Below are 21,643 nucleotides of genomic sequence, written 5' to 3'. Positions count from 1 at the left end.
GGACACTAGTGTCATGCCCCTGTCGAGTCACTGACCCGGTGACATCGCCCGGCACCCCGCCCGCCGCCGCAGTGCACTGTGGATACATTCGGCACAGGACCGCCTGGCACCACCCGTGGACGTACGATCACATCGACGCGGATGGCGACAGTGGATCGGCGGAGGTTCGATGACCGAGCGACCCGTACCCCGAGTGTTTGCCGTACCTGGACAGCCGTCGGCGGACGCCGGACCCGCCCCTGACGACGGGCCGGGGCCAGCACCGGCCGGCGGGCCGACACCGGCCCGGATCACCGAGGCCGCGGCCGGCTTCATGCTGTCGAAGCTGTTGTTCGTCGCCACCGAGGTGGACCTGTTCGCCGCCATCCCGCCGGAGGGCGCGACGCCGCAGACGATCGCCGAGCGCTGCCAGCTCCCGGAGCGCAGCGCGTCGACCCTGTCCTACCTGCTCGCGGCCGCCGGTCTGCTCGAGCGCGACGGCGACCGCTACCGCAACGCTCCCGACACCGAGGCCTTCCTCAGCGGTCGGGGCCCACTCGACCTGCGCCCGATCCTGCGCTACTGGGACACGGTGAGCTACGCCAGTTGGGGCCGGGCGGGCACGGCATTCCGCACCCGCCAGGCCGTACGCGGCGAACTGTCCCCCGAACAGACCCAGGCGTACGAGTCGGCGGTCGCGGCGGTCACCGCCGAGACCGCGGCCGACCTCGCCCGGACGTACGACTTCAGCCGGCACCGCCGGCTGCTCGACGTGGGGGGCGGGATCGGCACCTTCACCCGGCCGATCCTGCGCGACCACCCCCGGCTGACCGGCACCCTGCTGGAGCTGCCCGAGGTGGCCTCGATGGTCGGCCCGGACATCTCGTCCAGCGAGTTCGCCCAGCGGCTCGACGTGCGCGGCGCCGACGTCTTCACCGATCCGCTGCCGAACGGCCACGACGCGATCGTGGTGGCCAACTTTCTGCACCTGTTCTCGCCGGAACACAACATCGCCCTGCTGACCCGGCTGCGCGAGGTCGCCCCGCCGGACGGCCGGCTGCTGCTGGTCGACTGGTGGCGGGACGGTCCGACGCCCCATCCATCGGCCCGGTTCGCCGCCGGGGAGTTCCTGATGATCAGTGGCGGCGACACGTATCGGCCGGACGAGGTCGCGGACTGGCTGGCCGCCAGCGGCTGGCGGTTCGTCAGCCACCAGCCGCTGCCGCCGCCGGCCGGGCTCATCGTCGCCGAGCCCGCCGAGCCGGGCGCCGCCAGCCGCTGACTGGGCAGCACGCCCGGTGGATCCTTCCGCACCGCGTGCGTTTCGAAGAACCGCCGGGCTGCTGCGGTGGCGCTTCCGGGCGGAACGAGCACGTCGACGACCTGCCCGTACGGGTCGACGGCTCGGGTCTCGCGGGCGTGTGCGTACCGGATCAGGCGCGGCCCGCCCCGGCGGTGGCGGGCTCGTCCGCCGCCTGCGGGTGGACCGGCGGGCGCAGCAGCATCAGAACCGCGGCCCCGGCGACGGCGGCCAGGATGGCGCTGACCAGGAAGATCCGGTCGAGACCCGCGGCGTAGCCGGTGCGCAGCAGCGCGGCGGGCGCCTGCCCGAGCAACTCGGCGTACCCGCCGCCGGTGAGCTGCTTGGCCGCCGCCTCGGGCGCGGCAACGGCACCGACTCCGGCCAGGACGTGTCCGGCCTGGCCGGCCACCATGGTGGCGAAGACGGGTACGGCCAGGGCGTAGCCGAGCTGCCGGAAGGTGTTCGACGCGCCGTTGGCCATACCGGTGCGTTCGGTCGGCACCACGGCCAGCACGGCGGAGGCCAGCACCGGCGTGCTCAGGCCCACACCAAGGCCGGTCACGCAGAGTCCGGGCACCAGCGCGCCCCAGCCGGAGTCCGGGCCGACCAGCATGCACAGCGCGGTACCGACGGCGACAAGCAGCAGACCCCACCCGATGCTGTACCGGGGGTGGACGGCGTGCAGCAGCCGGCCGCCGACGCCGGCGACCACGAACGCGACGACGGCCATCGGTGCCAGCACCAGGCCGGCGGTCATCGCGCCGAGGCCGAGCACCGACTGCGCCCATATCGAGACGAACACCAGGTTGGCGAAGGCGGCCGCGGTCAGCGCCGCCGCACCGAGCATCAGCACGGAGAAAGCCGGCCGCCGGAACAGCGCCAGGTCCAGCATGGGGTTGGCCCGGCCCCGCTCCAGCAGGAGGAACAGCGTGGCCGCCACCGCACCGGCGGCCAGCGCACCGATCGTGACCGGGTCGCCCCAGCCCGCGTCGCCGGCCCGGATGAGGCCGTAGACCACCAGCGTCACGGCGACGGTGAAGCTCGCCACGCCGGGTACGTCGACGCGCCCGGCGGCCGTGCCTCGACCGGCGGGCAGGGCCATTCGGGCGAGCACCACGGCCGCCACGGCGACCGGCAGGTTGACCAGGAAGATCGATCTCCAGCCGACGTGCTCGGTCAGCACCCCGCCGAGGATCGGCCCGGCCGCGGCCGCCGCGCCGTTGGCGGCGCCCCAGACGCCGAACGCCAGCGAGCGATCCCGGCCGCTGTAGGTGACGCCGAGCAGTGCGGCGTTGGTGGCGTACATCGCCGCGGCGCCGAGGCCCTGCACACCCCGGGCGGCGATGAGTACGCCGGTGTTGGGCGCCAGCCCGCAGGCGAGTGAGGCGACCGCGAAGACGACCAGGCCGGTGATGAAGACACGCCGCTGGCCGAGCCGGTCGGACAGCGAGCCGGCAGCCATCAGGAGGGCGGCCAGTACCAGCACGTAGAGATCGACGGTCCATTGCAGCGCGGCGAACGACGAGTGCAGTTCCCGGACCAGGTCCGGTGCCGCGATGCTGACGATCGTGAGGTCGACCAGCAGCATGAATGTGCTCAACGAGACGGCGAGCAGGGGTAACCATTTGCGCATGACTCGGAACGGTGCCCGATCGTCCGGCCATCCGGCGTCTATCCGAGCATAGGTGGCGGAATCCGACCCGTTGCTACCTTTGATTGGTGGATCCACTCACCCTCGACGGGCTCGACCGCCAACTCGCCCACGCGTTACAGATCGACGGTCGCGCCTCGTTCAGCCAGATCGCCGCGGTGCTCGGCACCTCCGACCGGACGATCGCCCGGCGCTACCGGCGGCTGCGCTCGGCCGGCCTCCTCCGCGTGGTCGGCCTGCCCTACGCCGCAGCCCTCGGCCACGTGGAATGGCTGGTACGGATGCGGTGCCCGCCCGATGCCGCCGTGCCGGTGGCCAGCGCGCTGGCCCAGCGCGCCGACACCTCCTGGGTCACGCTCCTGTCCGGCGGCACGGAGATCACCTGCATCACCCGGACCCGGGCGCAGAGCGTCGAGGGCGAACTGCTGCTGCAGAAGTTGCCCCGTACGTCGCGGATCACGGCCGTCACCGCGCACTGCATCCTGCGGGCGGTGGCCGGCACCAACGGCTGGCCGGGCCGCACCGCCGCGCTCGAGCCGGACCAGGTCGCCGCACTGCGCCCGGCACCGGAGGTGGCCGCGCCCGGCGAGCGGATCAGCCTCAGCACCGCCGACAACCACCTGCTGACCGTGCTGGCCAAGGACGGCCGCGCCAGCGCTCCGGCCCTCACGGCCGCCACCGGTTGGTCGGAGACAACGGTCCGGCGCCGCATCGAGCACCTGCGCCGCATCGACGTGCTGTACTTCGACGTGGAGATCGAGCCCGCCCTGTTCGGCCATACCGCCGAGGCGATGCTGTGGCTCACCGTCGCCCCGGCCGCGCTGACCACCGTCACCCGGGCCCTCGCCGGCCATCCACAGGTCGGCTACGCCGCGGCCGTCACCGGACCGGCCAACGTCGCGGCATCGGTGGTCTGCCACGACCTCGACGACCTGTACCAGTATCTCGCGCACGGCATCGGCACACTCGACGGCGTGTCACGGGCCGAGACCGCACCGGTCGTACGGCGGGTGAAGGGCGCCGGCACCCTGCTGGTCCCGTGATCGCCGAGCCACCCCGGCGACACGGGGCAACGGTGCCACCCGCGCTACGACGTACGGCGAGCGAGCAGCGTGGAGTCGTGCACGTCGACCGTCACCCCGTCGCGGGTCATCGTCCTGGGCCGCTGCTCGACCACCAGGACCTCGAAGTCGTCCGGCAGGCCGGGCAGCAGTTCCTCGGCGACGAACATCGCCCTGCGCTGGCTCGCGGTCAGCTGGGCGAACACCTCGGACGGGGCGTGGCCGACGACGAGCAGGTGCCCGCCGGGGGCGACGGCCTCGGCCAGTCGGCGGGTCACCTCCACCATCTGACCGTCCGGCGCGTGCAGGAAGTGGCTGGTGACCAGGTCGTAGGAGCGCCCGTCCGCCGCGAAGGTCCGTGCGTCGACCTGCCACCAGTGCGTGCGGTCGCCGACTCCGGCCTGCTCGGCGTGCCGGGCGGCCCGCGCCAGGCCGTTGGCGGAGAAGTCGGCACCGGTGGCCGTCCAACCCTGGCCGGCCAGCCAGATCACGTCGCCGCCCTCACCGCAGCCGACGTCGAGCGCGGTGCCCGGCGTCAGTGTGGCCACCTCCGCGACGAGCTGCGCGTTGGGTTTCCCGCTCCAGATCGTTTCCGACCCGGAGTACCGCTCGTCCCAGCTCGGCGGCTCGAACATCGCGGCCGCTTCGTCCTCGGTGAGCTGGTGTCCGTGTCCACTCATCAGACGGTTTCCCTTCCGGTGCTCCACAGCGGGCGCCGCGACGATCGCGGCGTAGGACTCGTGAGGTCCGTGCCCACCAGCATCCGGAACGCCTGCGACTCCGACAACCTTTCTTGCTACTTTGGCAAACCGAAGCACTCGCGGCACGCGCGGCCGAGCCGGCGGTACGCGGACGGCACCATTGCCGCCCGCGTACCGGTACCTGTCAGTTGCCGCCGATCACCACGACGGCGTCGGTGGCCGACTCCACCCGGTGGATCGGCACGAACCACGAGGTGTCGACGGCGTTGCCGCAGGAATGGCTGCCCACCGCCGCGAGATCGTCGGTGGCCGAGGTGGCGGTGTTCCACCGGGTGACCGGCGCTCCGGAGTCGCCGCCCAGGGTGGCGCCGTCGTTGGTGTGCCCGTTGGTGGTGTCGACGACGACCATGCGTTCGCCGCCGCAGGTGCCGCGGTCCGACGTCACCCGGCCGTAGACCAGCCCGCCGTTCGACCCGGAGATGTAGAGCGCCGAACCGACCGCGGGCCAGTCGGTGTCCTTTCCACTGACCGGGTGCGCGGTCGCGGCGTTTCTTCCGCCGAACCACGAGTTACGGCTGAAGTAGGCGTCGCCGAGTGGCGCCAGCATCGCGACGTCCGTGCCCAGGCTCTCGTAGTCCGAACTGATCCGGACCGCCCAACCGCCCGGGTGCCAGTACTGGTCTCCGTTCGTACCGCAGTGCCCCGCGATGGTCACCCAGTTGCTGTTCGTCCCGCCGCGCGTCATCCGGAAGCCGGTCGTGCAGGCCGCGTTTTCCGTGAGCGGGTTCCCGACAACGCGCCGCCAGAGCGCCAGGCCGCCGTAGAACGGTGCCGTGTCCGACCGGCGGCTCTGCTGGACCGGCCCGGCCTTGGAGACGGTGACCCGGGGTGGAAGTCCGGTGGCCCGCTCCGCCGCCGCGGCAAGCTTCTCCGCCTCGCCGGCGGCCTCGATGACAATCTCATCGGCGAGCTCGTCGAGGCGTACCTGATGCACCAGGCCGGCCAGTGAACCCGCCCAGCCGCGGGAGTCGTCCAGGCTCTTGGTTGCCTCCTCCAGACGCCGCAACGAGACGTCGGTCGCCTCGTACCGGACCGGCACGTCACCGGCCTGGGCGGCCAGTCCTCTCCCCCTCGCCTGCCACCGGGCGCCGTCCTCGTTCTTCACGTACCTGACGACGAGCTGGCCGGTGGCCTCGTCGAAGTAGGTGCTCCCGGCACCCTCGGGGTCGGCGGCCGCCATGGCCCTGAGACGGTGGTACTGCCGGGTCATCGCCGCAGTGTCGACGTCCGCGGCGAAGCCGGCGGTAGACCATTGTTCGGCCGCTTTCGCTGTCGACACGTCCGCCTGGGCGGCTGACGTCGTGCCCGCGACCGCGACGAGTAGGCAGCCCACGAACACCATGCGTCTACGCACGGAACCTCCTGTTGACACGTTCGGATGGTCGGACCGTTTCCCACCCACGGATACGCCTTCGGCAGATCCGATGTGGTGGGTGGACGCGGCCACCCTCGCGTGACCCGCTTGCACAAGCCTTGCAGCCCGCTCAGCCGCCGGCTCGCGGCGACCACTCCGGCCGACCGGGCGAGGCGAACATCACGGCGGGGCCGTCAGCCGCCCCGACCAGGGGTCCGGGCCCCTCGATCGAGGGGGCCCGGACCCTTTCCCGCCTCCTCAGACTCGTCCTCGCGCGGCGGGAACGAGCGGTGGTCAGAAGATGTTCATCGCGATGCCGTTCGTCAACGAGGTCGTGCTCTGCTCCCCGTCGATTTTGATCGGGTTGCCGGAGACGTGCTTGACGAAGATCCGCATGAGAAAGGTCCGGGTCCCACAGGTCGGATCGATCGGAATACCTGAGAGGGCGAAGTTCGCGACGTAGTGGTGCGCGTCGTCGCGGATCGTCTTCCGGGAGGTCGCGGTGCTCGTCGTCCGACAGGTGTGTGCGGTCGGGTCCAGCTGGATGAACTCGAAACGTACGTCGACCACCGCGTTCGTACCGCGCGGCTGCTCGTACGCGTCGATGCTGCTCTTACACGACGCGGTACCGGTGTAACACGTCGTCAGCTCCAGTGTGGCCAGAGCCTGCACGGAGCTGGCGTTGGCGGCGGCGTTCCACTTGTGGACCGGCGTACCGTCGTCGTAGAACACCCAGGCCGTGGACGTACCGGCGCCGACGTAGGTACAGGTGCTCGAGGTACCGGTGCTGCTACAGGCCGGGTTCTGCCACCAACGCGCGCCCACCTGGTTGGTGTCGCTGACCTCGAGCCAGGTGTCGGTGGCGACGGCGGTCAGGTGGTAACCGCTGAGCGAGGTGGAGGCCGTGTACCCGTACAGGCCACAGGTGTAGGTGCCCGCCGAGGGCGCGGTGAACAGGAGGTCGGCGTCGATCGGCAGATGCCCGGGCCTGGCGTAGTAGGTGGTGTCCGAGCCTTCGTGGTTGCGCGACGACGTCGAGGTGGTGCCGACCACGGCACCGGCCGAGTTGACGCACTTGAGCGTGTTGTTCATCGACACGATCTGCGGCACGCTGCTGGTCGCCTGGAGGCGTCCCCGCACGTGCCGGGACTCCCCGGCGGCGAGGGTGACGGTCCTGCTCAACAGGCGCTCCTCGACCCTCGACTGGAAGCTGTTCGCACTCGTCAGCGTCACCCTGGTCACCGACCCCTCGTCGGCGTGCGCGACGCTCGCGGACGTGACGACGAACAGCATGGCCACGACCACACTGAAGGCTCTTCGCATGTTTTGACTCCTACCGATGGATGTTCGGGCGACGGGTACGGATGGCGCAGTACCCTTGCGTACCGCGCTTGCAAGGCCCTTGCAATCCGACCTTCCCCGGCCACCCGTTGGCCGAGAACCGGCCGCGCCGTTGGTTCGCCGACCTCCTCGCGGGCGGTCCGCCGGCCGGGCCCCGAACGGCGTCGCCGCCCCGGCCGCGAGTCGCAGATCGACGGAGAGGTGAACGAGATCGAGTTCCGCATCCTGGGCCCCGTCGAGGCATGGGTGGGCAGGGAACGAGTCAGCCTCGGTTCGCGCAAGCAGCGTTTCGTACTGGCGGTCCTGCTACTGGAGGCCAACCGCCTGGTGCCGCTGAACCGCCTGGTCGACCTCGTCTGGGAGGACCAGGACGTGCCGGCGTCCGCACGAGCCTCGATCCAGACGCTGATATCCCGGCTGCGAACGTCGTTCCGGCAGTTCGGCGACGACGCGCCCGAGATAGTCGGTCGGGGGGCCGGATACGTCCTACGGGTGGACCCGCTCTCGGTGGACGCACACCGGTTCACCGACCTGGTCGCCCGGGCGGCCTCCTGCGCCGACGAGCCCGCCGTCGAACTGTTCGACCAGGCGCTCGCGCTGTGGCGCGGCGACGCCCTCGGCGAGGTGGTGTCCAGGGACGTCGCGGATCGGCTCTGCGGCCACCTGCACGAAGGCCGGTGGGCGGCGTTGGAGAGCCGGGTGGACGCCCTACTGCGGTTGGGCCGCAGCCGGCAACTGCTCGCCGAACTCACCGGCCTCGTGGCCGAACACGCCCTGCGGCAGCGGTTGGTGGGCCAGCTCATGCTCGCGCTGTACCGGGAGGGCCGTACCGCCGACGCGCTCGCGACGTACCACACCCTGCGGACGAGACTGACCGACGAACTCGGCCTCGATCCGGTACCGGAACTGCGGCGGCTCGAGTCCGCGATCCTGCGCGCGGATCCGGCCCTCGACCATGCTCCCGGGCAGTCGCGGCGGAGAACGTCGCCCGAACCGGTACGGCCGGCCCAACTGCCACACGACGCCCTCGGGTTCGTCGGGCGTACCGGCGAACTGAACCGGCTCGATGCCGGGCTGACGTCGCCGTCGGGCACGAAGCTCTGGGTGATCAGCGGCATCGCGGGGGTCGGCAAGACCGCGCTCGCCGTCCACTGGGCCCACCGCAACCGGGGTCGGTTTCCGGGCGGACAGCTCTACCTCGACCTGCGCGGCTTCGACGCCGAGCACGAACCGCTGACCCCGGCCGCCGCGCTCATCCAGATGCTGACCGGCCTGGGTGCCGACCCCCGGTTGATCCCGGCGGACGTGGACGGCCGGGCAGCCCTGTTCCGCTCCATGCTCGCCGACGAACACGTCCTGTTGGTGCTGGACAACGTACGCGACACCGGCCAGGTGATCACGCTGATCCCGCCGGTGGGCACGGTCGTCGTCACCAGCAGACAGCGGCTCGGTGACCTGATCGCCCGCACCGGCGCACAGGCGCTGCCGCTGTCGGTGCTTCCGGCCGCGGACTCCCGCCGGCTGCTGGAGGTCGCACTCGGTGTCGACCAGGTCGCCGCCGAGGCGATGGCCGCCGAGAGGCTGGCCCAACTCTGCGGTCACCTGCCGCTCGCCCTGCGGATCGCGGTGGCCAACGTCGGTGCGGACCCCGAGTCCGAGATCGCCGGACTGGTGCAGGACCTCGCCGAGGGTGACCCGTTGGCGGGTCTGACCGTGGACGGTGCCGAAGAGAGTGCCATCACCAAGGCCTTTGCCCTGTCCTACAAGGCATTGCCGACCGAGCACCGACTCCTGTTCCGCCGTCTCGGGCTGTTGCCGGGACAGACCTTCACCGCACTGCCGGCAAGTGTCGTCTCCGGGCTGCCGCCGGCTCGTACGGAACGGCTGATGAAGGCGCTGGTCGCGGCACACCTGGTCGAGCAGTACGCACGCGGACGCTTTCGGTTCCACGACCTGCTCCGCCAGTACGCGGTCGACCGGGCGCTGACCGAAGACACGACGGCCGAGCGCGAGCAGGCCCGCAGACTGGTACTCGACCACTACCTGCACACGGCCGACGCGGCGGGCCGGCGGCTCGTTCCACAGTTCCTCCGACTGCCGAGGGAGCTGCCCGACGGGATCGCCTTCACGGACAACCCGAGCGCCCTCTCCTGGCTCGACGCCGAATGGCCGAACCTGGCCGCGGCCGTCGACCAGGTCGCGGAACGAGGCCCCCGGCCGCTGGCCTGGCACATCGCCGACGCCCTGCGCGCCTTCTTCCACTACCGGGGCCACCACACGGAGTGGGCCAACATGGCGACGGCGGCGCTGGACGTGGCGCGTGCCGAGGGCGACGAGCGCGCACAGGCCGCGATGCACCAGAGCATCTCGCTCGCCTACGTCAACACGGGCCGGTACGAGGAGGCCCGGGCGCATCTCGTCAGCGCACTGCGGCGGAACGTCGCCGACGGCTGGCACGAGGGCCGGGCCGCCGTGCTGAACAATCTCAGTGCGGTGCACCAGCGTCTGGGCAACCCGCGGGCGTCGATCGACTGCGGGTTGCAGTCGCTGCGGCTGAGTCGGCAACTGGGCCAGAGCGGCGGAACGGTCATGGCGCTGGCCAACCTCGGCTTCGCGTACTGGCAGCTCGGCGTGCTGGACCAGTCGCTCGGACACTTCGGCCCGGCGCTGGAGACAGCCGAGCGGGAGGGCATCCGGTACAGCGTCGCGGTCCTGCTCGTCGACCTCGGCAACGTGCACCGGGACCTCGGCCACCGGGACACGGCCGAGGAGTTCTACACCCGGGCGCTGGTCGCCAACCGGGAGCTCGGCTACTCGTACGGCGAGGCGACCGCGCTCTCCGGCCGCGCGCTGCTGCACTGCCAGACCGGCCCGTCGGCGCAGACACGCTCGGATGCCCGGTCGGCAGTCGAGCTGACCCGTCAGATCGGCGACCACGGCACCGAGGCGTGGGCGCTCATCTCGCTCGGCGACGTCTGCCTGCGGCTGGGACTGGCCGCGGAGGCCAGCGAGCATCACGGCCAGGCATTGGAGATCGCGCGGGCGACCAGCTTCCGCTGGTGCGAGGCGGACGCGCTGCGCGGATCGGCCGAGGCCCTACTGGACCTCGGCGATCTCGCCGGGGCCAGGGCACAGGGCGGCAAGGCCGTCGAACTCGCTCGCCGATCCGGGTACCGGCTGATCGAGGCCCGGGCACTGCGCACGCTCGCCGAGGCCCGCCCGGGATGACCGGTCGCCTCGACGGTCTCGCCGGCTCCGGTCAGGCGGTGCGGCCCGCCTTGAGCGCCGCCGCGATGTCGACGACGCGCCGGGCCTGGTAGCGGGCGGCTTCCAGAACCACGTTTCCGGGTGGGCCATCGGCGGTCACGTGCGAGGTGCCGTAGGGATTGCCGGTCTGGAACTGGACCGGATCGGTGTAGCCGGGGGGCACGATGATGCCGCCCCAGTGGTAGAAGACGTTCGCCAGCGCCAGGATGGTGGACTCCTGTCCGCCGTGCGCGGTGTTGGACGCGGTGAATGCCGAGTACACCTTGTCGGCGAGTTTGCCCTGGTACCAGAGGCCACCGGTGGTGTCGATGAACGCCTTGAGCTGGCCGGCCACGTTGCCGAACCGGGTCGGGGTGCCGAACAGCACCGCGTCGGCCCAGGCCAGGTCGGCGAGGCTGGCCTCGGTGACGTCGGCGGTGTCCCGGACGTGCTGGGCCCAGGCCGGCCTGGCGTTGATCGCGTCCGGCGGGGCCAGTTCGGCGACCTTGCGCAGTCGGACGTGTGCGCCGGCCTTCTCCGCGCCGTCGGCGGCGGCTCGCGCCAGGGTGTGCACGGTGCCGGTGGCGCTGTAGTAGACGATCGCGACCTGCACGGGTTCCATGATCGGTTTCCTTCCTTCGCGGCGTTCTGTCCGGCGTTGCCGGTGGGTGCCCAGTCCAGCCGGGCCGCGGGGGCTGGTGCGCCGGCTGGACACGAGTGCCAGCAGGATGGTCAGCGCCGACGCGGTGGTTGACTGGCCGGGGTGTTCGTCCGACCAGTACGACGACCCGACCGCTCGGAATGTGAGGCGACGCGTCGACCTCACAGTCCGGTGCGTTGTTTCGTCGAACCGGTGAGGCAGATGCGATCAAGGGAGTCGGCGACACCATGAGCACCCAGTCCGGGCCCGGCAGAGACCAGCTCGATCCGATCCTGAACGCGGTCGTACGCGAGCGGCATCGACTGATCAATCTCGCGTACCGGCTGCTCGGCTCGCTGGCCGACGCCGAGGACGTCGTACAGGAGACGTACGCCCGCTGGTACGCCATGTCCACGCAGCGCCAGCAGGCCATCGAGTCCCCCGGCGCCTGGCTGACGACCGTGGCCAGCCGCATCTGCCTCGACCTGCTGGGCTCGGCGCGGGCCCGACGGGAACGCTACGTCGGCGAATGGATCCCCGAGCCGCTACCCGAACCCACCGAGTGGATCAACACACGCTCGGACGGGATCACGACCGACCCGGCCGACCGGGTCACCCTCGACGAGTCGGTCAACATGGCCTTCCTCGTCGTACTCGAATCGATGACCCCCGCCGAACGCGTCGCGTTCATCCTGCACGACGTCTTCCGCTACCCCTTCGCCGAAATCGCCGAGATCGTCGGCCGTACCCCGGCGGCATGCCGCCAACTCGCCTCGTCGGCCCGCCGCCGCATCCGCGCCTCGCAGGCTCCGGCGACGCCGACGGCCCGGCGCGCCGCCATCGTCCGGGACTTCAAGCAGGCGTGGGAAGCCAAGGACATCGAGGCCCTCATCGGCCTCCTCGATCCCGATGTCACGGCGATCGGTGACGGCGGTGGACTGGTAAACGCCGAACTCCGGCCGATCGAGGGCAGCGAGCGGGTCGCACGCGTGCTCGTGGACGTCGCCGGCAGGGCACCCGGCCTGACGATCCTGGAGCGTACGGTCAACGGTCAGCCGGGCCTGGTGGTTCAGGCGGCCGGCGTCAGCCTGACGGTGATCGCGTTCGACATCGCCGATGATCGGATCACCCGCGTCTGGTCGGTCCGCAACCCCGAGAAGCTCCGGCCCTGGACGATCGACTGACGGGCGTACCTCTTCGGCACCGTCCGGTCCGGCTCGGGATGACGCCGGACGAGGCACGGGCGGCGCTCGGGACGTACGGTCCGTTGGGCCGGCTACTCGGACGGCCGAAGCTTGGGTGCGATACGGATGTGCGCGCGTTCGCCCTGCCTTCCGATCAGGCTGAGGTACTCGACGGGGCCGGCGCTGGTGGCGCCGAACCAGTGCGGGGTACGGGTGTCGAACTCGGCGGCGTCACCGGGTCGAAGGAGAAGGTCATGCTCGCCCAGGACGAGCCGGAGCGTGCCGTTGAGGACGTAGACCCAGTCGTAGCCCTCATGGATGCGTAGGTCGGGCTCGGTGTCGTCGTGTCCCGCCGGTAGGACGAACTTGTAGGCCTGGATACCGCCCGGCCTGCGGGTGAGGGGCAGGATGGTCGATCCGTCGCTGCCGGCGATCGGACGCAGATTGATCCGGGGGTCGCCGGTGGGCGGCGCGTCGACGAGCTCGTCGAGGGTCACCCCGTAGGCGCGGGCCAGTGGCAGGAGCTGCTCGAGCGTGGGGCGCCGCAGGCCGGCCTCGAGTCGGGACAGGGTGCTGATCGAGATGCCCGTCTCCTCGGCGAGCTCGGCGAGCGTGACCTCGCGACGCTGCCGAAGCTGCTTCAGCCTGGGCCCGACGGCATCGAGAGTGCGGTCCACCAACTCGTCCATGATCGCATTTTGCCATTCGGCAACAACATTTGCGGGTTCACCGCCGCCGTCGTCACCCTGGGGGACGTAACGGAACGAACGTGGAGGGCGACCGATGACGCACGGGTTCGACAAGGAGTACTGGGAGCAGCACTGGCACCGGCGAAGCACCGACAGCCCCGGAGCCATCGCCGGAAACCCGCCGAACCCCTACCTCGGCCGGGAGACCCGCGGCCTGGTGCCGGGAACCGCGCTGGATGCGGGGTGCGGTACGGGCGCCGAGGCGATCTGGCTCGCCTCGCACGGCTGGCAGGTCACCGCCGCCGACATCTCGTCCGAGGCGCTGGCCGGCGCTGCCCGGCGCGCGAGCACAAGCGGCGTTTCCGATCGGGTGGAGTGGGTCGAGGCGGACCTGAGCGCCTGGCAGCCGGGAACCCGGTTCGACCTGGTCACGACCCACTACGCCCACCCGGCGACACCGCAACTGGAGTTCTACGACCGCATCGCCGGCTGGGTCGCACCCGGTGGCACCCTGCTGATCGTCGGTCACCTGCACGCTCATGGCGCCAACGGTGACGCCGACGGTCACCGCCACGGGCATGGCCCCTCCCCCGGGCACCTGCCGCCTGCCGAGGCATCGGTCACCGCCGCGGCCATCACCGCGCGGCTGGACGACGCAGCCTGGGAGATCGTCGTCGCCGACGAGGTCCACCGCACGATCACCGGCCATGGCGGCCGGGTGGTCCCGCTGGACGACGTCGTCGTACGCGCCGTCCGGCGAGTTGGCGGGACGGCGGCGCAGAGGTGAGGCGGCGCTCGGCCACTCGTACACAAGGGCCGGCTGGCCAGGTCACGCGCCGGCCGGCCGGCGCGCCCGACCCCGACAGAACGCGCTGGTGAGCTGCCGGTGATCCCGCCACCGGCCGCCACGAGTGGGCCGTGTCGGCGGCAATGCGCCAGCACAGCCCACTCGTGATCCGCCAGATCACCGTGATCGGTCGCTACACCTCCTACCACGGCGGGTTCGCCGAGCGAGCTTCATGATCAGCGGAAGGAGCTAGAGCGCCGGGGCGTCGGTATCGACCGAGACGTCGTCGAAGGAAGCGATGGTCCAGGTCGTGACCAGACCGGCCGGCCCGCTGAGGATGAAACCGTCGGAGGCGGTCAGCCGAACTCCGCCAACCAATCCGGTCAGGGTCTGGCCGGCCGTCCGCAGCACCAGCGTGTACGAGCGATCCGCCGCGACGGTCATGGACGCGGCCGCGAGCGTCGTCGACCTGCCCCCGACGGTCCGGATCAACGCGACGGTGTTGTTCGGGCGCAGTACCAGCGCGTAGAAGGTCGAGCTGGACTGCGCCCGGGCCACGACGCCGACGGAGCCGGGCATTCCGTTGAACGAGTCGGGCCGAACCTCGGCCACGATGGTGTAGTCCCGCCAGCCGGGCTGACCGGTCCTGGCCAGCGCGTTGCCTGCGAGGCTGGATTGGCGCAGCACTCTGGATTCTTCGCGCGTGACGATCCACGTGCCACCGGTGGTGACCCAGCCTGCGGCGTTGCCGTCCTCGAAGTCGTCGCTGGCCAGGGTCGCCGCCGAGGCGGTGCCGACCCCGGTGACCGCGAGGAGCAGTGCGACCAGCACGGCGAGCCATCCACCGTGGCGCCTACCGCTCCTGCCAAGATAATCCGACATCCAATTCTTGTGCTGCATAGCACTCCATCCCTGAAACAGTCCGTCCTGCACAGTATGTCTATATCTATTGTCCTCCATCAATAGCAGGAACTTGCGTCAAACGAATTCGCCAACCGGTCGGTCGAGCTGATCGTGATCGGCTCCAGGCCGCTGCGCCGGGGGTGGGAGTGGAGGAGCCGCCGATTTCCTGGCGGTCCTCACGGATCAACCCCACCGTTGCGCGAGGCTGTCGTACTCGGCCTGACTCAGCGGGAGGACGGTGCCGTGCCGGGGCCGGCCGGGCATGGTGTAGCTGGACACCATGCTCCACTGCCCGGTGGTCAGATCGGTCGTGGTGAACGGGATGTAGCCACGGCCGCCGTACTCGTCGATGTAGAGGTACCAACGGTTCTCGGTGTTCGACTTGAACACGAGCGGTCCCTCACCCTGGTTGAGCGAGCCCTGGCCGATGCATTCCCGGAGGAAGGAGTAGTTACTGTTGAGCACCGTGGTGGACCGCTCGGCCAGGATGAACTTTCCGCACGTCGACTGCGAGGAACTACGCTCGTCCTTGGTGTAGCGGTAGTAGGTGCCGTTGTGCTTGATCAGCGTGGAGTCGATGGTGGAGTAGCCCTTGTCCACCCAGATCTGCGCGGTGCTGAAGGTACGGAAGTCGCGGGTGGTCGCGTACATCATCCGGTTGTAGCTGCTGCCGGTGTGGTTCGGATCGTTGGCGGCGTATAGCTTCGAGGCCCAGAACACCACGTACTGGCCGATGCTCTCGTCGTAGTAGGCCTCCGGCGCCCAGGTGTTGCCGGCGGTGTCCGGCGAGACCCGCACCAGCCGGGGAGCACTCCAGGTCACCAGGTCGGTGGATTCCCAGACCACAATGGACTTGCTGCCGGTACGCTGGACGGTGTCCCAGTTGCCGCCGCCGTAGATGCGCAGGTCGGTCGCGATCTGGAAGAACCGGTCGCCCTGCGGAGAGCGGATGATGAACGGGTCGCGTACGCCCCTGGTGCCGACATTGGAGAGCAGGACCGGCTGGCCGCCGTTGAGCTGGCGCCACCGGACCGGGTCGTTGCCCTGGCTCAGCCCGAAGTAGATCTGTTCACCGTTGGCGCTGCCCTCACCGGTCATGTAGCTGAACAGGTAGCCCCCGGCGCCGGGTACGGACACGTCGGTGCGGATCAGTTGCCACTGCTGGTTCGCACCGCCGGTGTCGGTGTACTGCGAGATACGGCCGCCGTCCGCGGTCGACCAGTCCCACACCTCCAGGGCCTTGCCGCTGTTCCGGTTGAGCAGCTTGACGTACCCGCTGTCGGTGTCCACGACCCGGAACTGCTGGTTGGCGCCACCGTTGTCGGGCCACTGCACGACGTTGGCGCCGTCGGTGCTGGCGGCGCCCGAGACGTCGATCAGGCTGCCGCTGTGCCGGGCACGCAGCTTGAAGTACCCGCCGCCGACGTCAACGAACTGGAACTGCTGGTTGCTCTGACTGGCCCGGGTCCGCTGTTGGACGGCCGCGCCGTCGGCGGTGGACTGGCCGGCGACCTCGATCGCCTTTCCGCTGTGCCGGGACACGATCTGGTAGTACGCCGACGGATCGATCGTGGCGGCGTCGGCCTGCGGAGTGGGGAGAAGCGCGGTGACCCCGACGACGAGCGCCGCGCTGGCCAGCGCGGCGCCGTAGCGACGGAGACGCCGACGGTCCGTGCCGGGGGACGGTTCACCAACGAACATGTCTGACTCCTGGGGGCGGGACGTGTTGGCCGCCGGATGACCGGAGGGCGGCACTTTCGGACGGGGCGCCGGGACGGGCCCGAGAGGACGTCGTGACGCTTCCGTGTTTGCGCTAACACGGGGATCGACGGGTCGTGGACGGTGGGTTCGCGGATGTGGTGGCCAGCGCAGCGAGCTTGTCAGGAACCATGCAGGAACCGCAGGGAACACCCTCGACGTACGGCTCCAATATCACCGGCACAGCCGGTAGCCACCCGGCCCCGGGACCACCGCGTGCCCTCAGCGACGGCCCGTCACAGGATGTTCGCGCTAACAGGAGTCGATGTCAATGGTGACCAGCCCTGGAACAGCGATGCTGGTCCGATTTCTTCAATCCTGGTGCGACCCCGCGCTGCTACGTTGACCTGCATGAACGGGATGACCGGACCGGTTGCCAGGCCAGGTGAGCAGGGATATGACGACGAACGGCTGGGACTGAACCGAGCGGTCGAGTCGCGACCGGCATACGTCGTGGGGGCGGCCGGCGACCAGGACGTGGTGGCCGCTGTCCGGCTGGCCGCGGCGCAGCAGCGGGCGGTCGCGGTGCTGGCCACCGGGCATGGTCCCGCCGTACCGGCGGACGACGCGGTGTTGATCAACACCCGGCGGATGGACGGTGTCGACGTCGACCCGGGCCGGAGAACCGCCTGGATCGAGGCCGGAACGCGTTGGCGGCAGGTCCTGGAGCAGACCACCCCACACGGGCTGGCCCCGTTGAACGGCTCCAGCCCTGACGTGGGCGCCGTCGGCTATCTGGTGGGCGGCGGCGCCGGACTCCTCGGCCGCCGGTACGGCTTCGCCGCCGATCACGTACGGCAACTGCGCGTCGTCACCGCCGACGGACGCCTGCGCGAGGTGTCGGTCGACAGCGACCCGGACCTGTTCTGGGCGGTACGCGGCGGTAAGGACAACTTCGGCGTCGTGGTGGGGATGGAAGTGGACCTGTTCCCGGTACCGCGACTCTTCGGCGGTGGGCTCTACTTTCCGGGCGATGCCACGGCAGAGGTGCTGCACGCCTACGCCGACTGGACCTCCCGGGCGCCCGAGGAGATGGCCTCCTCCGTGCTCCTGGTCCAGTATCCGGACGATTCCGCCGTCCCCGACCCGCTGCGCGGAAAGTTCGTCATCCATGTCCGCATCGCCCACAGCGGCGAAACGGCGGACGGCGAACGCCTCGTGAAGCCGCTGCGCGATCTCGGCCCGACTCTGCTCGACACCGTCCGGGACATGCCCTATGCCGAGGTCGGCACCATCCACCACGAGCCCACCGCCGTGCCGTACGTCGCCCACGACCGCAACGTGCTGCTGAGCGAACTCAACCGCGACGCCGTACATGCCATCGTCTCGAACGCGGGACCGAAAGCGGCGCCGCCGTTCGTCACCGAGCTACGGCACTTCGGTGGCGCCTACGGCCGATCACCGAAGGTCCCCAACTGCGTCGGCGGACGGGACGCGGCCTTCTCGGTCTTCACCGGCACCGTCCCCTCGGCACAGAGCCTCCGGCGACGCGACGAACTGCTCCGCCAGCTGGGTCCTTGGCGCACCGGCGGAACGAACCTCAACTTCGCCGGTGTCGAGGACGCCGAACCTGACCTGGTCCGCGCCGCCTACACACCGGCCGACTTCGACCGCCTCACCGACCTCAAGACCGCGTACGACCCCGACAACATGTTCCGGCTGAACTTCAACATCCCGCCGAGGGGACCTTCGCGCTGACCGTGTCCACGGATTGGTGGACCTGCCCCGTACGTGTTTCCTCACACCCACACCGGTCCGGACACCGCCGGGAGGGGTTCCGAAATGGTCAGTGGCGCGCTCCGACGACCTGATCCGTCGGCGATTCTGTCGACTGGTCCCCCTGCTGGTAGTCGGTGAGATCGCGCAGCTGCCGGACCGGTGAGGCCAGTAGGACCAGTGGCACGCAGGCGGCCGCGACAACGAAGATCATCAGGGTGACCCGGCCGCCGAGCACTCCGGCGACGGCTCCGGCGATCAGGCCGCCGATCGGGATCGCGCCCCAGGAGACGAAGCGGACCGTTGCCATCACCCGGGGCAGCAGGTCGGGTGGGCTGGCGATCTGCCGATAGGTCCGGGTCAGCACACTGAGCACCACCACGCCGACGGAGAAGACCACGTTGCCGACCGCGAAGGCCACGAACGCCTGCCAGCCGGCGCCGAGGGGGACGATGAGCGCCCCGGCGACCGAGACGAATCCGGCGACGATCAGCGTACGGGCCGTTCCGAATCGGGCCGCGATCCGGTTCGTCAGCGCCGCGCCGATCAGGGTGCCAACCCCGTCCGCTGCCAACAGGAGGCCGACGAGGCCGGGCTTGGCGTGCAACTCACGCACGAGATAGAGCGCGTAGAGGGCGTGCTGGGCTCCGCAGACCGTGTTCGCGGCGGTGGCGGCCCACATGCAGGGACCCATCACGGGGTGCCGTACGACGAACCGCCAGCCTTCGCGGATCATCGCGCGGATCGGTGGCCAGCGGTCGGGGGCCTCGGTACGGCGTTCGGGCAGGGTCCGGAGCAGCAGGGCGGAGACAAGGTAACTGCCGGCGTCGAAGAGCAGAGTGGGTACCGCGCCGATCGACTGGACAATGAGGCCGCCGATGGATGGTCCGCCGAGTTGGGTGGTGGCGTGCGTTCCGGAGGTCAGGCTGTTACGGGACTGCAGCTGCTCCTTGCTGACGATCGACGGCAGGAATGTCGAGTTGGCGACGTCGAACATGACGTCCGCGAAGCTGATCACCAGGGCGACGATCACCAATTGTGCGATGGTCAGACGCTCCGCCCACCAGGCCAGCGGGATGGAGATGACCGCCGCCGCACGAGCGAGGTCCGCCCCGATCTGCACCCTCCGCATCGGCATCCGCTGCACCATCACTCCGGCTGGCAGGCCGACCACGATCCAGGCGACGTAGCTGGCCGCGACGATCATGCCCATCTCGAAGGCGGTGGCGTGCAGCACCGTCACCGCCGTCAACGGCAGCGCCACCGCGCCCACCGCCGAACCGAGCGCGCTACTGGTGCCCGCCGTCCACCACCGCCAGAAGATGCTCACCCCGCGTGCGTCGTCAACTACCATCCGGCATCCTCCCGTCAGTGAGTTTCAGAATGGAACGCACTATACTGGAGCCCGTGAAGCGTGCGGATCTTGCCGATGCCGACTGCGGGGTGGCGCAGGCGCTCGGTGTGATCGGCGACTGGTGGACGTTCCTGGTGGTACGCGACATAGCCGGCGGTACCACCCGCTTCGACAGCCTTCAGCGGGAACTCGGCGTCAGCCGCCGCGCACTGGCCGAGCGCCTGGCCAGCCTCGTCGCACACGGAGTGCTGGAGAAGCGGGCGTACTCCAATCGCCCGCCACGCTACGACTACCTGCTGACCGCGAAGGGTGAGGGCCTGCTCCCGGCGCTCATCGCGCTGCAGGACTGGGGCACCAGGCATGTGATGGGCAACGGCACGTTGACCGGGACCAGCGAGGACGGCGGTGCCGAGGCCCGCCGGGTGCATGAGCTGGTCGGGCGCAAATTGCCGGATGTCGTGCTGGAACGGCAGGACGGTGAACGGGTCGCCCCCAGCGCGTCCGGCGCCCTCTGGACCGTGCTGTACCTCTTCCCGGGCGCCTTCGCCCCCGGCACGCAGGGGCACCCACCCGGCTGGGGCGACATCCCGGGCGCCGGGGGTTGCACCCTGGAGTCCCTCACCTACGCGTCGCGGCACAACGACTTCGAGATGTCCGGTGCCACGGTCCGAGGCATCAGCACGCAGCGACCCGACCAGTTGGCCGCCTTTGCCGACCACGCGAGGTTGCCCTACCCCCTGCTGTCCGACCAGGACATGAAGCTCGCGGCCGGGCTGCGGCTGCCGACCTTCCGGGCGTCCGGGGTCGACCGCCTGAAGCGCCTCACCCTGCTGGCCGACGCCGACGCCGTCATCCGCGCGGTGCAGTTTCCGATCAGCGATCCTGCCGGCTCGGTGGAGGAGATGCTCACCCTCGTCCGCGGTCGCTGACGAAGACCCGGAGCCGGCTCCCGCCAAGGCACCGATCGGACGTCCGCCCGTCCCACACCACGGCAGGTCGACCGCCGGCCGACCGGCGTACTCGACCAGCGCCGGGCCGGGTCCACGCGTGTCGCGGACCCGGCCCGTGCCCGACCGTCACCGGCTGGTCATTCCCGCAGCCCACCTCGGGGTCGGTACCCCGGTTGGCGGGGACCGGTCGGCTACGGGTTCCCGAGTCAGAAGTTGACGTCGGCGCACCAGTAGTAGGTCTGGTCGGAGTGGCTGGCCTTCCAGATGGTGTAGACGATGTGTCGGCCGCTACGTCCCGACGAGCTGACGTTGATCGTGTTGGAGACGCCGTTCAGCACCGGGTCGCCGGTCTCCCGGGTGCCCGCGCCCGGCGCGTACCGGCCGGTTTCCTTGAGGAGTTCGAGGTTGCTCCAGTTCAGCCGCTGGGTGAGCGGGTTGAACCCCTGCCGGGTGAGGTAGATCCGGAAGTAGTCCGCGCCGTGCAGCGCCTGGTCGTGGAGCTTGACACCGAAGTTGGCGCTGACCTTCGTGGACTGCCAGTTGCCCGGGTTGTCCAACGCGGCGTACCGGACGCCACCGGTCTGCCCGGCGCTGCACAGTTGCCCGTTCGGCACGGCGGCCTGGTGGTTGCCCGCGACACCGTCGCGGTACAGACCGTTCCAGTTCCACATGGCGTTCGGGTCGGCCTGCCACGCCTGCCAGCACATCGGGTCCTGGCTGGCCATGTTCGGGTTCTGGAAGTCGCTGCCCCAGCGCTTCCAGCAGCCGTAGTTGCGCGAGGCCGGGTTGATCGTCGAGCCGTGCGCACTCGCGGTGTCCTGCGTGACCACCAGGGACACAGTGAGCGCGACGGCCCCGGTCACCGCGAGAGCGAGGATCCGCAGGAGCATCGTGGCGCGGTACCGGGACGGGTTGACTTGTTGGGCGAGTGAAGACATGGGGATCCCCAGACATCGATTGCACGAA

Annotated in this window: 17 protein-coding genes; 7 read left to right on the top strand and 10 right to left on the bottom strand. The window is 70.3% G+C overall.

The genetic code is table 11. From position 1 onward, the window contains the following. Positions 1-169 precede the first annotated feature (169 nt). Positions 170-1,261, top strand: coding sequence for a methyltransferase (locus H4W31_RS25380; protein WP_192768946.1), 1,092 nt, complete (start codon positions 170-172; stop codon positions 1,259-1,261). 151 nt (positions 1,262-1,412) lie between these two features. Here the strand turns inward: H4W31_RS25380 and H4W31_RS25375 are convergent, their stop codons facing one another. Next, entirely contained in the window at positions 1,413-2,915 is a 1,503-nt protein-coding gene (locus H4W31_RS25375; RefSeq protein ID WP_192768945.1) for an MFS transporter, read from the bottom strand. An 86-nt stretch (positions 2,916-3,001) separates the two neighbouring features. Here H4W31_RS25375 and H4W31_RS25370 point away from each other — a divergent pair, with 86 nt between their 5' ends. After that, entirely contained in the window at positions 3,002-3,976 is a 975-nt protein-coding gene (locus H4W31_RS25370) for an Lrp/AsnC family transcriptional regulator (RefSeq protein ID WP_318783394.1), read from the top strand. 44 nt (positions 3,977-4,020) lie between these two features. Here the strand turns inward: H4W31_RS25370 and H4W31_RS25365 are convergent, their stop codons facing one another. The 3 genes from H4W31_RS25365 to H4W31_RS25355 form a co-directional block, all read right to left on the bottom strand. Beyond that, positions 4,021-4,674 carry a class I SAM-dependent methyltransferase gene (locus H4W31_RS25365; protein ID WP_192768943.1) on the bottom strand — a complete coding sequence of 218 codons (654 nt, stop codon included), beginning with the start codon at positions 4,672-4,674 and terminating at the stop codon, positions 4,021-4,023. A 205-nt stretch (positions 4,675-4,879) separates the two neighbouring features. Beyond that, a complete protein-coding gene (locus H4W31_RS25360; protein ID WP_192768942.1) occupies positions 4,880-6,109 on the bottom strand; it encodes a chymotrypsin family serine protease in 1,230 nt (409 codons plus the stop codon). Positions 6,110-6,403: 294 nt separating this feature from the next. Then, complete coding sequence (locus H4W31_RS25355; RefSeq protein WP_225945670.1) at positions 6,404-7,432, bottom strand: hypothetical protein; 1,029 nt, start codon at positions 7,430-7,432, stop codon at positions 6,404-6,406. 219 nt (positions 7,433-7,651) lie between these two features. Between H4W31_RS25355 and H4W31_RS25350 the strand changes: the two genes are divergently transcribed. Continuing rightward, positions 7,652-10,678, top strand: a complete 3,027-nt coding sequence (locus H4W31_RS25350) for an AfsR/SARP family transcriptional regulator (RefSeq protein WP_318783393.1) — start codon at positions 7,652-7,654, stop codon at positions 10,676-10,678. Between the two features lie 31 nt (positions 10,679-10,709). Here H4W31_RS25350 and wrbA read toward each other — a convergent pair whose 3' ends face one another. Further along, a complete protein-coding gene (wrbA, locus tag H4W31_RS25345) occupies positions 10,710-11,318 on the bottom strand; it encodes an NAD(P)H:quinone oxidoreductase (RefSeq protein WP_192768941.1) in 609 nt (202 codons plus the stop codon). 266 nt (positions 11,319-11,584) lie between these two features. Between wrbA and sigJ the strand changes: the two genes are divergently transcribed. After that, positions 11,585-12,520, top strand: a complete 936-nt coding sequence (sigJ, locus tag H4W31_RS25340) for an RNA polymerase sigma factor SigJ (protein ID WP_192768940.1) — start codon at positions 11,585-11,587, stop codon at positions 12,518-12,520. A 92-nt stretch (positions 12,521-12,612) separates the two neighbouring features. Here the strand turns inward: sigJ and H4W31_RS25335 are convergent, their stop codons facing one another. Further along, positions 12,613-13,209, bottom strand: a complete 597-nt coding sequence (locus H4W31_RS25335; RefSeq protein ID WP_192768939.1) for a helix-turn-helix domain-containing protein — start codon at positions 13,207-13,209, stop codon at positions 12,613-12,615. A 94-nt stretch (positions 13,210-13,303) separates the two neighbouring features. On the opposite strand from H4W31_RS25335, the gene H4W31_RS25330 reads away from it, so the two are divergent. Continuing rightward, positions 13,304-13,996 (top strand): SAM-dependent methyltransferase, encoded by a 693-nt coding sequence (locus tag H4W31_RS25330; protein WP_192768938.1) that lies wholly within the window; start codon positions 13,304-13,306, stop codon positions 13,994-13,996. A 249-nt stretch (positions 13,997-14,245) separates the two neighbouring features. Here H4W31_RS25330 and H4W31_RS25325 read toward each other — a convergent pair whose 3' ends face one another. Both H4W31_RS25325 and H4W31_RS25320 read right to left on the bottom strand, forming a co-directional pair. Then, positions 14,246-14,827, bottom strand: a complete 582-nt coding sequence (locus tag H4W31_RS25325) for a hypothetical protein (protein ID WP_192768937.1) — start codon at positions 14,825-14,827, stop codon at positions 14,246-14,248. Between the two features lie 255 nt (positions 14,828-15,082). Continuing rightward, complete coding sequence (locus tag H4W31_RS25320; protein ID WP_192768936.1) at positions 15,083-16,600, bottom strand: RICIN domain-containing protein; 1,518 nt, start codon at positions 16,598-16,600, stop codon at positions 15,083-15,085. Between the two features lie 408 nt (positions 16,601-17,008). Between H4W31_RS25320 and H4W31_RS25315 the strand changes: the two genes are divergently transcribed. Continuing rightward, entirely contained in the window at positions 17,009-18,355 is a 1,347-nt protein-coding gene (locus H4W31_RS25315; protein WP_192768935.1) for an FAD-binding oxidoreductase, read from the top strand. Between the two features lie 88 nt (positions 18,356-18,443). On the opposite strand, the gene H4W31_RS25310 is transcribed toward H4W31_RS25315, so the two are convergent. Continuing rightward, positions 18,444-19,727: an MFS transporter gene (locus tag H4W31_RS25310; protein WP_192768934.1), complete on the bottom strand. Its 1,284-nt coding sequence runs from the start codon at positions 19,725-19,727 to the stop codon at positions 18,444-18,446. 53 nt (positions 19,728-19,780) lie between these two features. Between H4W31_RS25310 and H4W31_RS25305 the strand changes: the two genes are divergently transcribed. Continuing rightward, positions 19,781-20,656, top strand: coding sequence for a winged helix-turn-helix transcriptional regulator (locus H4W31_RS25305; protein ID WP_192768933.1), 876 nt, complete (start codon positions 19,781-19,783; stop codon positions 20,654-20,656). Between the two features lie 227 nt (positions 20,657-20,883). Here H4W31_RS25305 and H4W31_RS25300 read toward each other — a convergent pair whose 3' ends face one another. Next, positions 20,884-21,615, bottom strand: coding sequence for a lytic polysaccharide monooxygenase auxiliary activity family 9 protein (locus H4W31_RS25300; protein ID WP_192768932.1), 732 nt, complete (start codon positions 21,613-21,615; stop codon positions 20,884-20,886). Positions 21,616-21,643: the final 28 nt, after the last annotated feature.

Origin of the sequence: Plantactinospora soyae, assembly GCF_014874095.1 — a bacterium.
In the GTDB taxonomy this organism is placed as follows: Bacteria; Actinomycetota; Actinomycetes; order Mycobacteriales; family Micromonosporaceae; genus Plantactinospora; species Plantactinospora soyae.
The sequence above is the reverse complement of the archived record's forward strand: the minus strand, read 5'-3'. Positions and strand labels throughout refer to the sequence as shown.

Bases quoted from the DNA above. Each gene is read 5' to 3' on its own strand.
- sigJ (WP_192768940.1), top strand. From the start codon at position 11,585: ATGAGCACCCAGTCCGGGCCCGGCAGAGACCAGCTCGATCCGATCCTG.
- H4W31_RS25310 (WP_192768934.1), bottom strand. From the start codon at position 19,727: ATGGTAGTTGACGACGCACGCGGGGTGAGCATCTTCTGGCGGTGGTGG.
- H4W31_RS25355 (WP_225945670.1), bottom strand. From the start codon at position 7,432: ATGCGAAGAGCCTTCAGTGTGGTCGTGGCCATGCTGTTCGTCGTCACG.
- wrbA (WP_192768941.1), bottom strand. From the start codon at position 11,318: ATGGAACCCGTGCAGGTCGCGATCGTCTACTACAGCGCCACCGGCACC.
- H4W31_RS25300 (WP_192768932.1), bottom strand. From the start codon at position 21,615: ATGTCTTCACTCGCCCAACAAGTCAACCCGTCCCGGTACCGCGCCACG.
- H4W31_RS25330 (WP_192768938.1), top strand. From the start codon at position 13,304: ATGACGCACGGGTTCGACAAGGAGTACTGGGAGCAGCACTGGCACCGG.
- H4W31_RS25365 (WP_192768943.1), bottom strand. From the start codon at position 4,674: ATGAGTGGACACGGACACCAGCTCACCGAGGACGAAGCGGCCGCGATG.
- H4W31_RS25375 (WP_192768945.1), bottom strand. From the start codon at position 2,915: ATGCGCAAATGGTTACCCCTGCTCGCCGTCTCGTTGAGCACATTCATG.
- H4W31_RS25315 (WP_192768935.1), top strand. From the start codon at position 17,009: ATGAACGGGATGACCGGACCGGTTGCCAGGCCAGGTGAGCAGGGATAT.
- H4W31_RS25380 (WP_192768946.1), top strand. From the start codon at position 170: ATGACCGAGCGACCCGTACCCCGAGTGTTTGCCGTACCTGGACAGCCG.
- H4W31_RS25320 (WP_192768936.1), bottom strand. From the start codon at position 16,600: ATGTTCGTTGGTGAACCGTCCCCCGGCACGGACCGTCGGCGTCTCCGT.
- H4W31_RS25335 (WP_192768939.1), bottom strand. From the start codon at position 13,209: ATGGACGAGTTGGTGGACCGCACTCTCGATGCCGTCGGGCCCAGGCTG.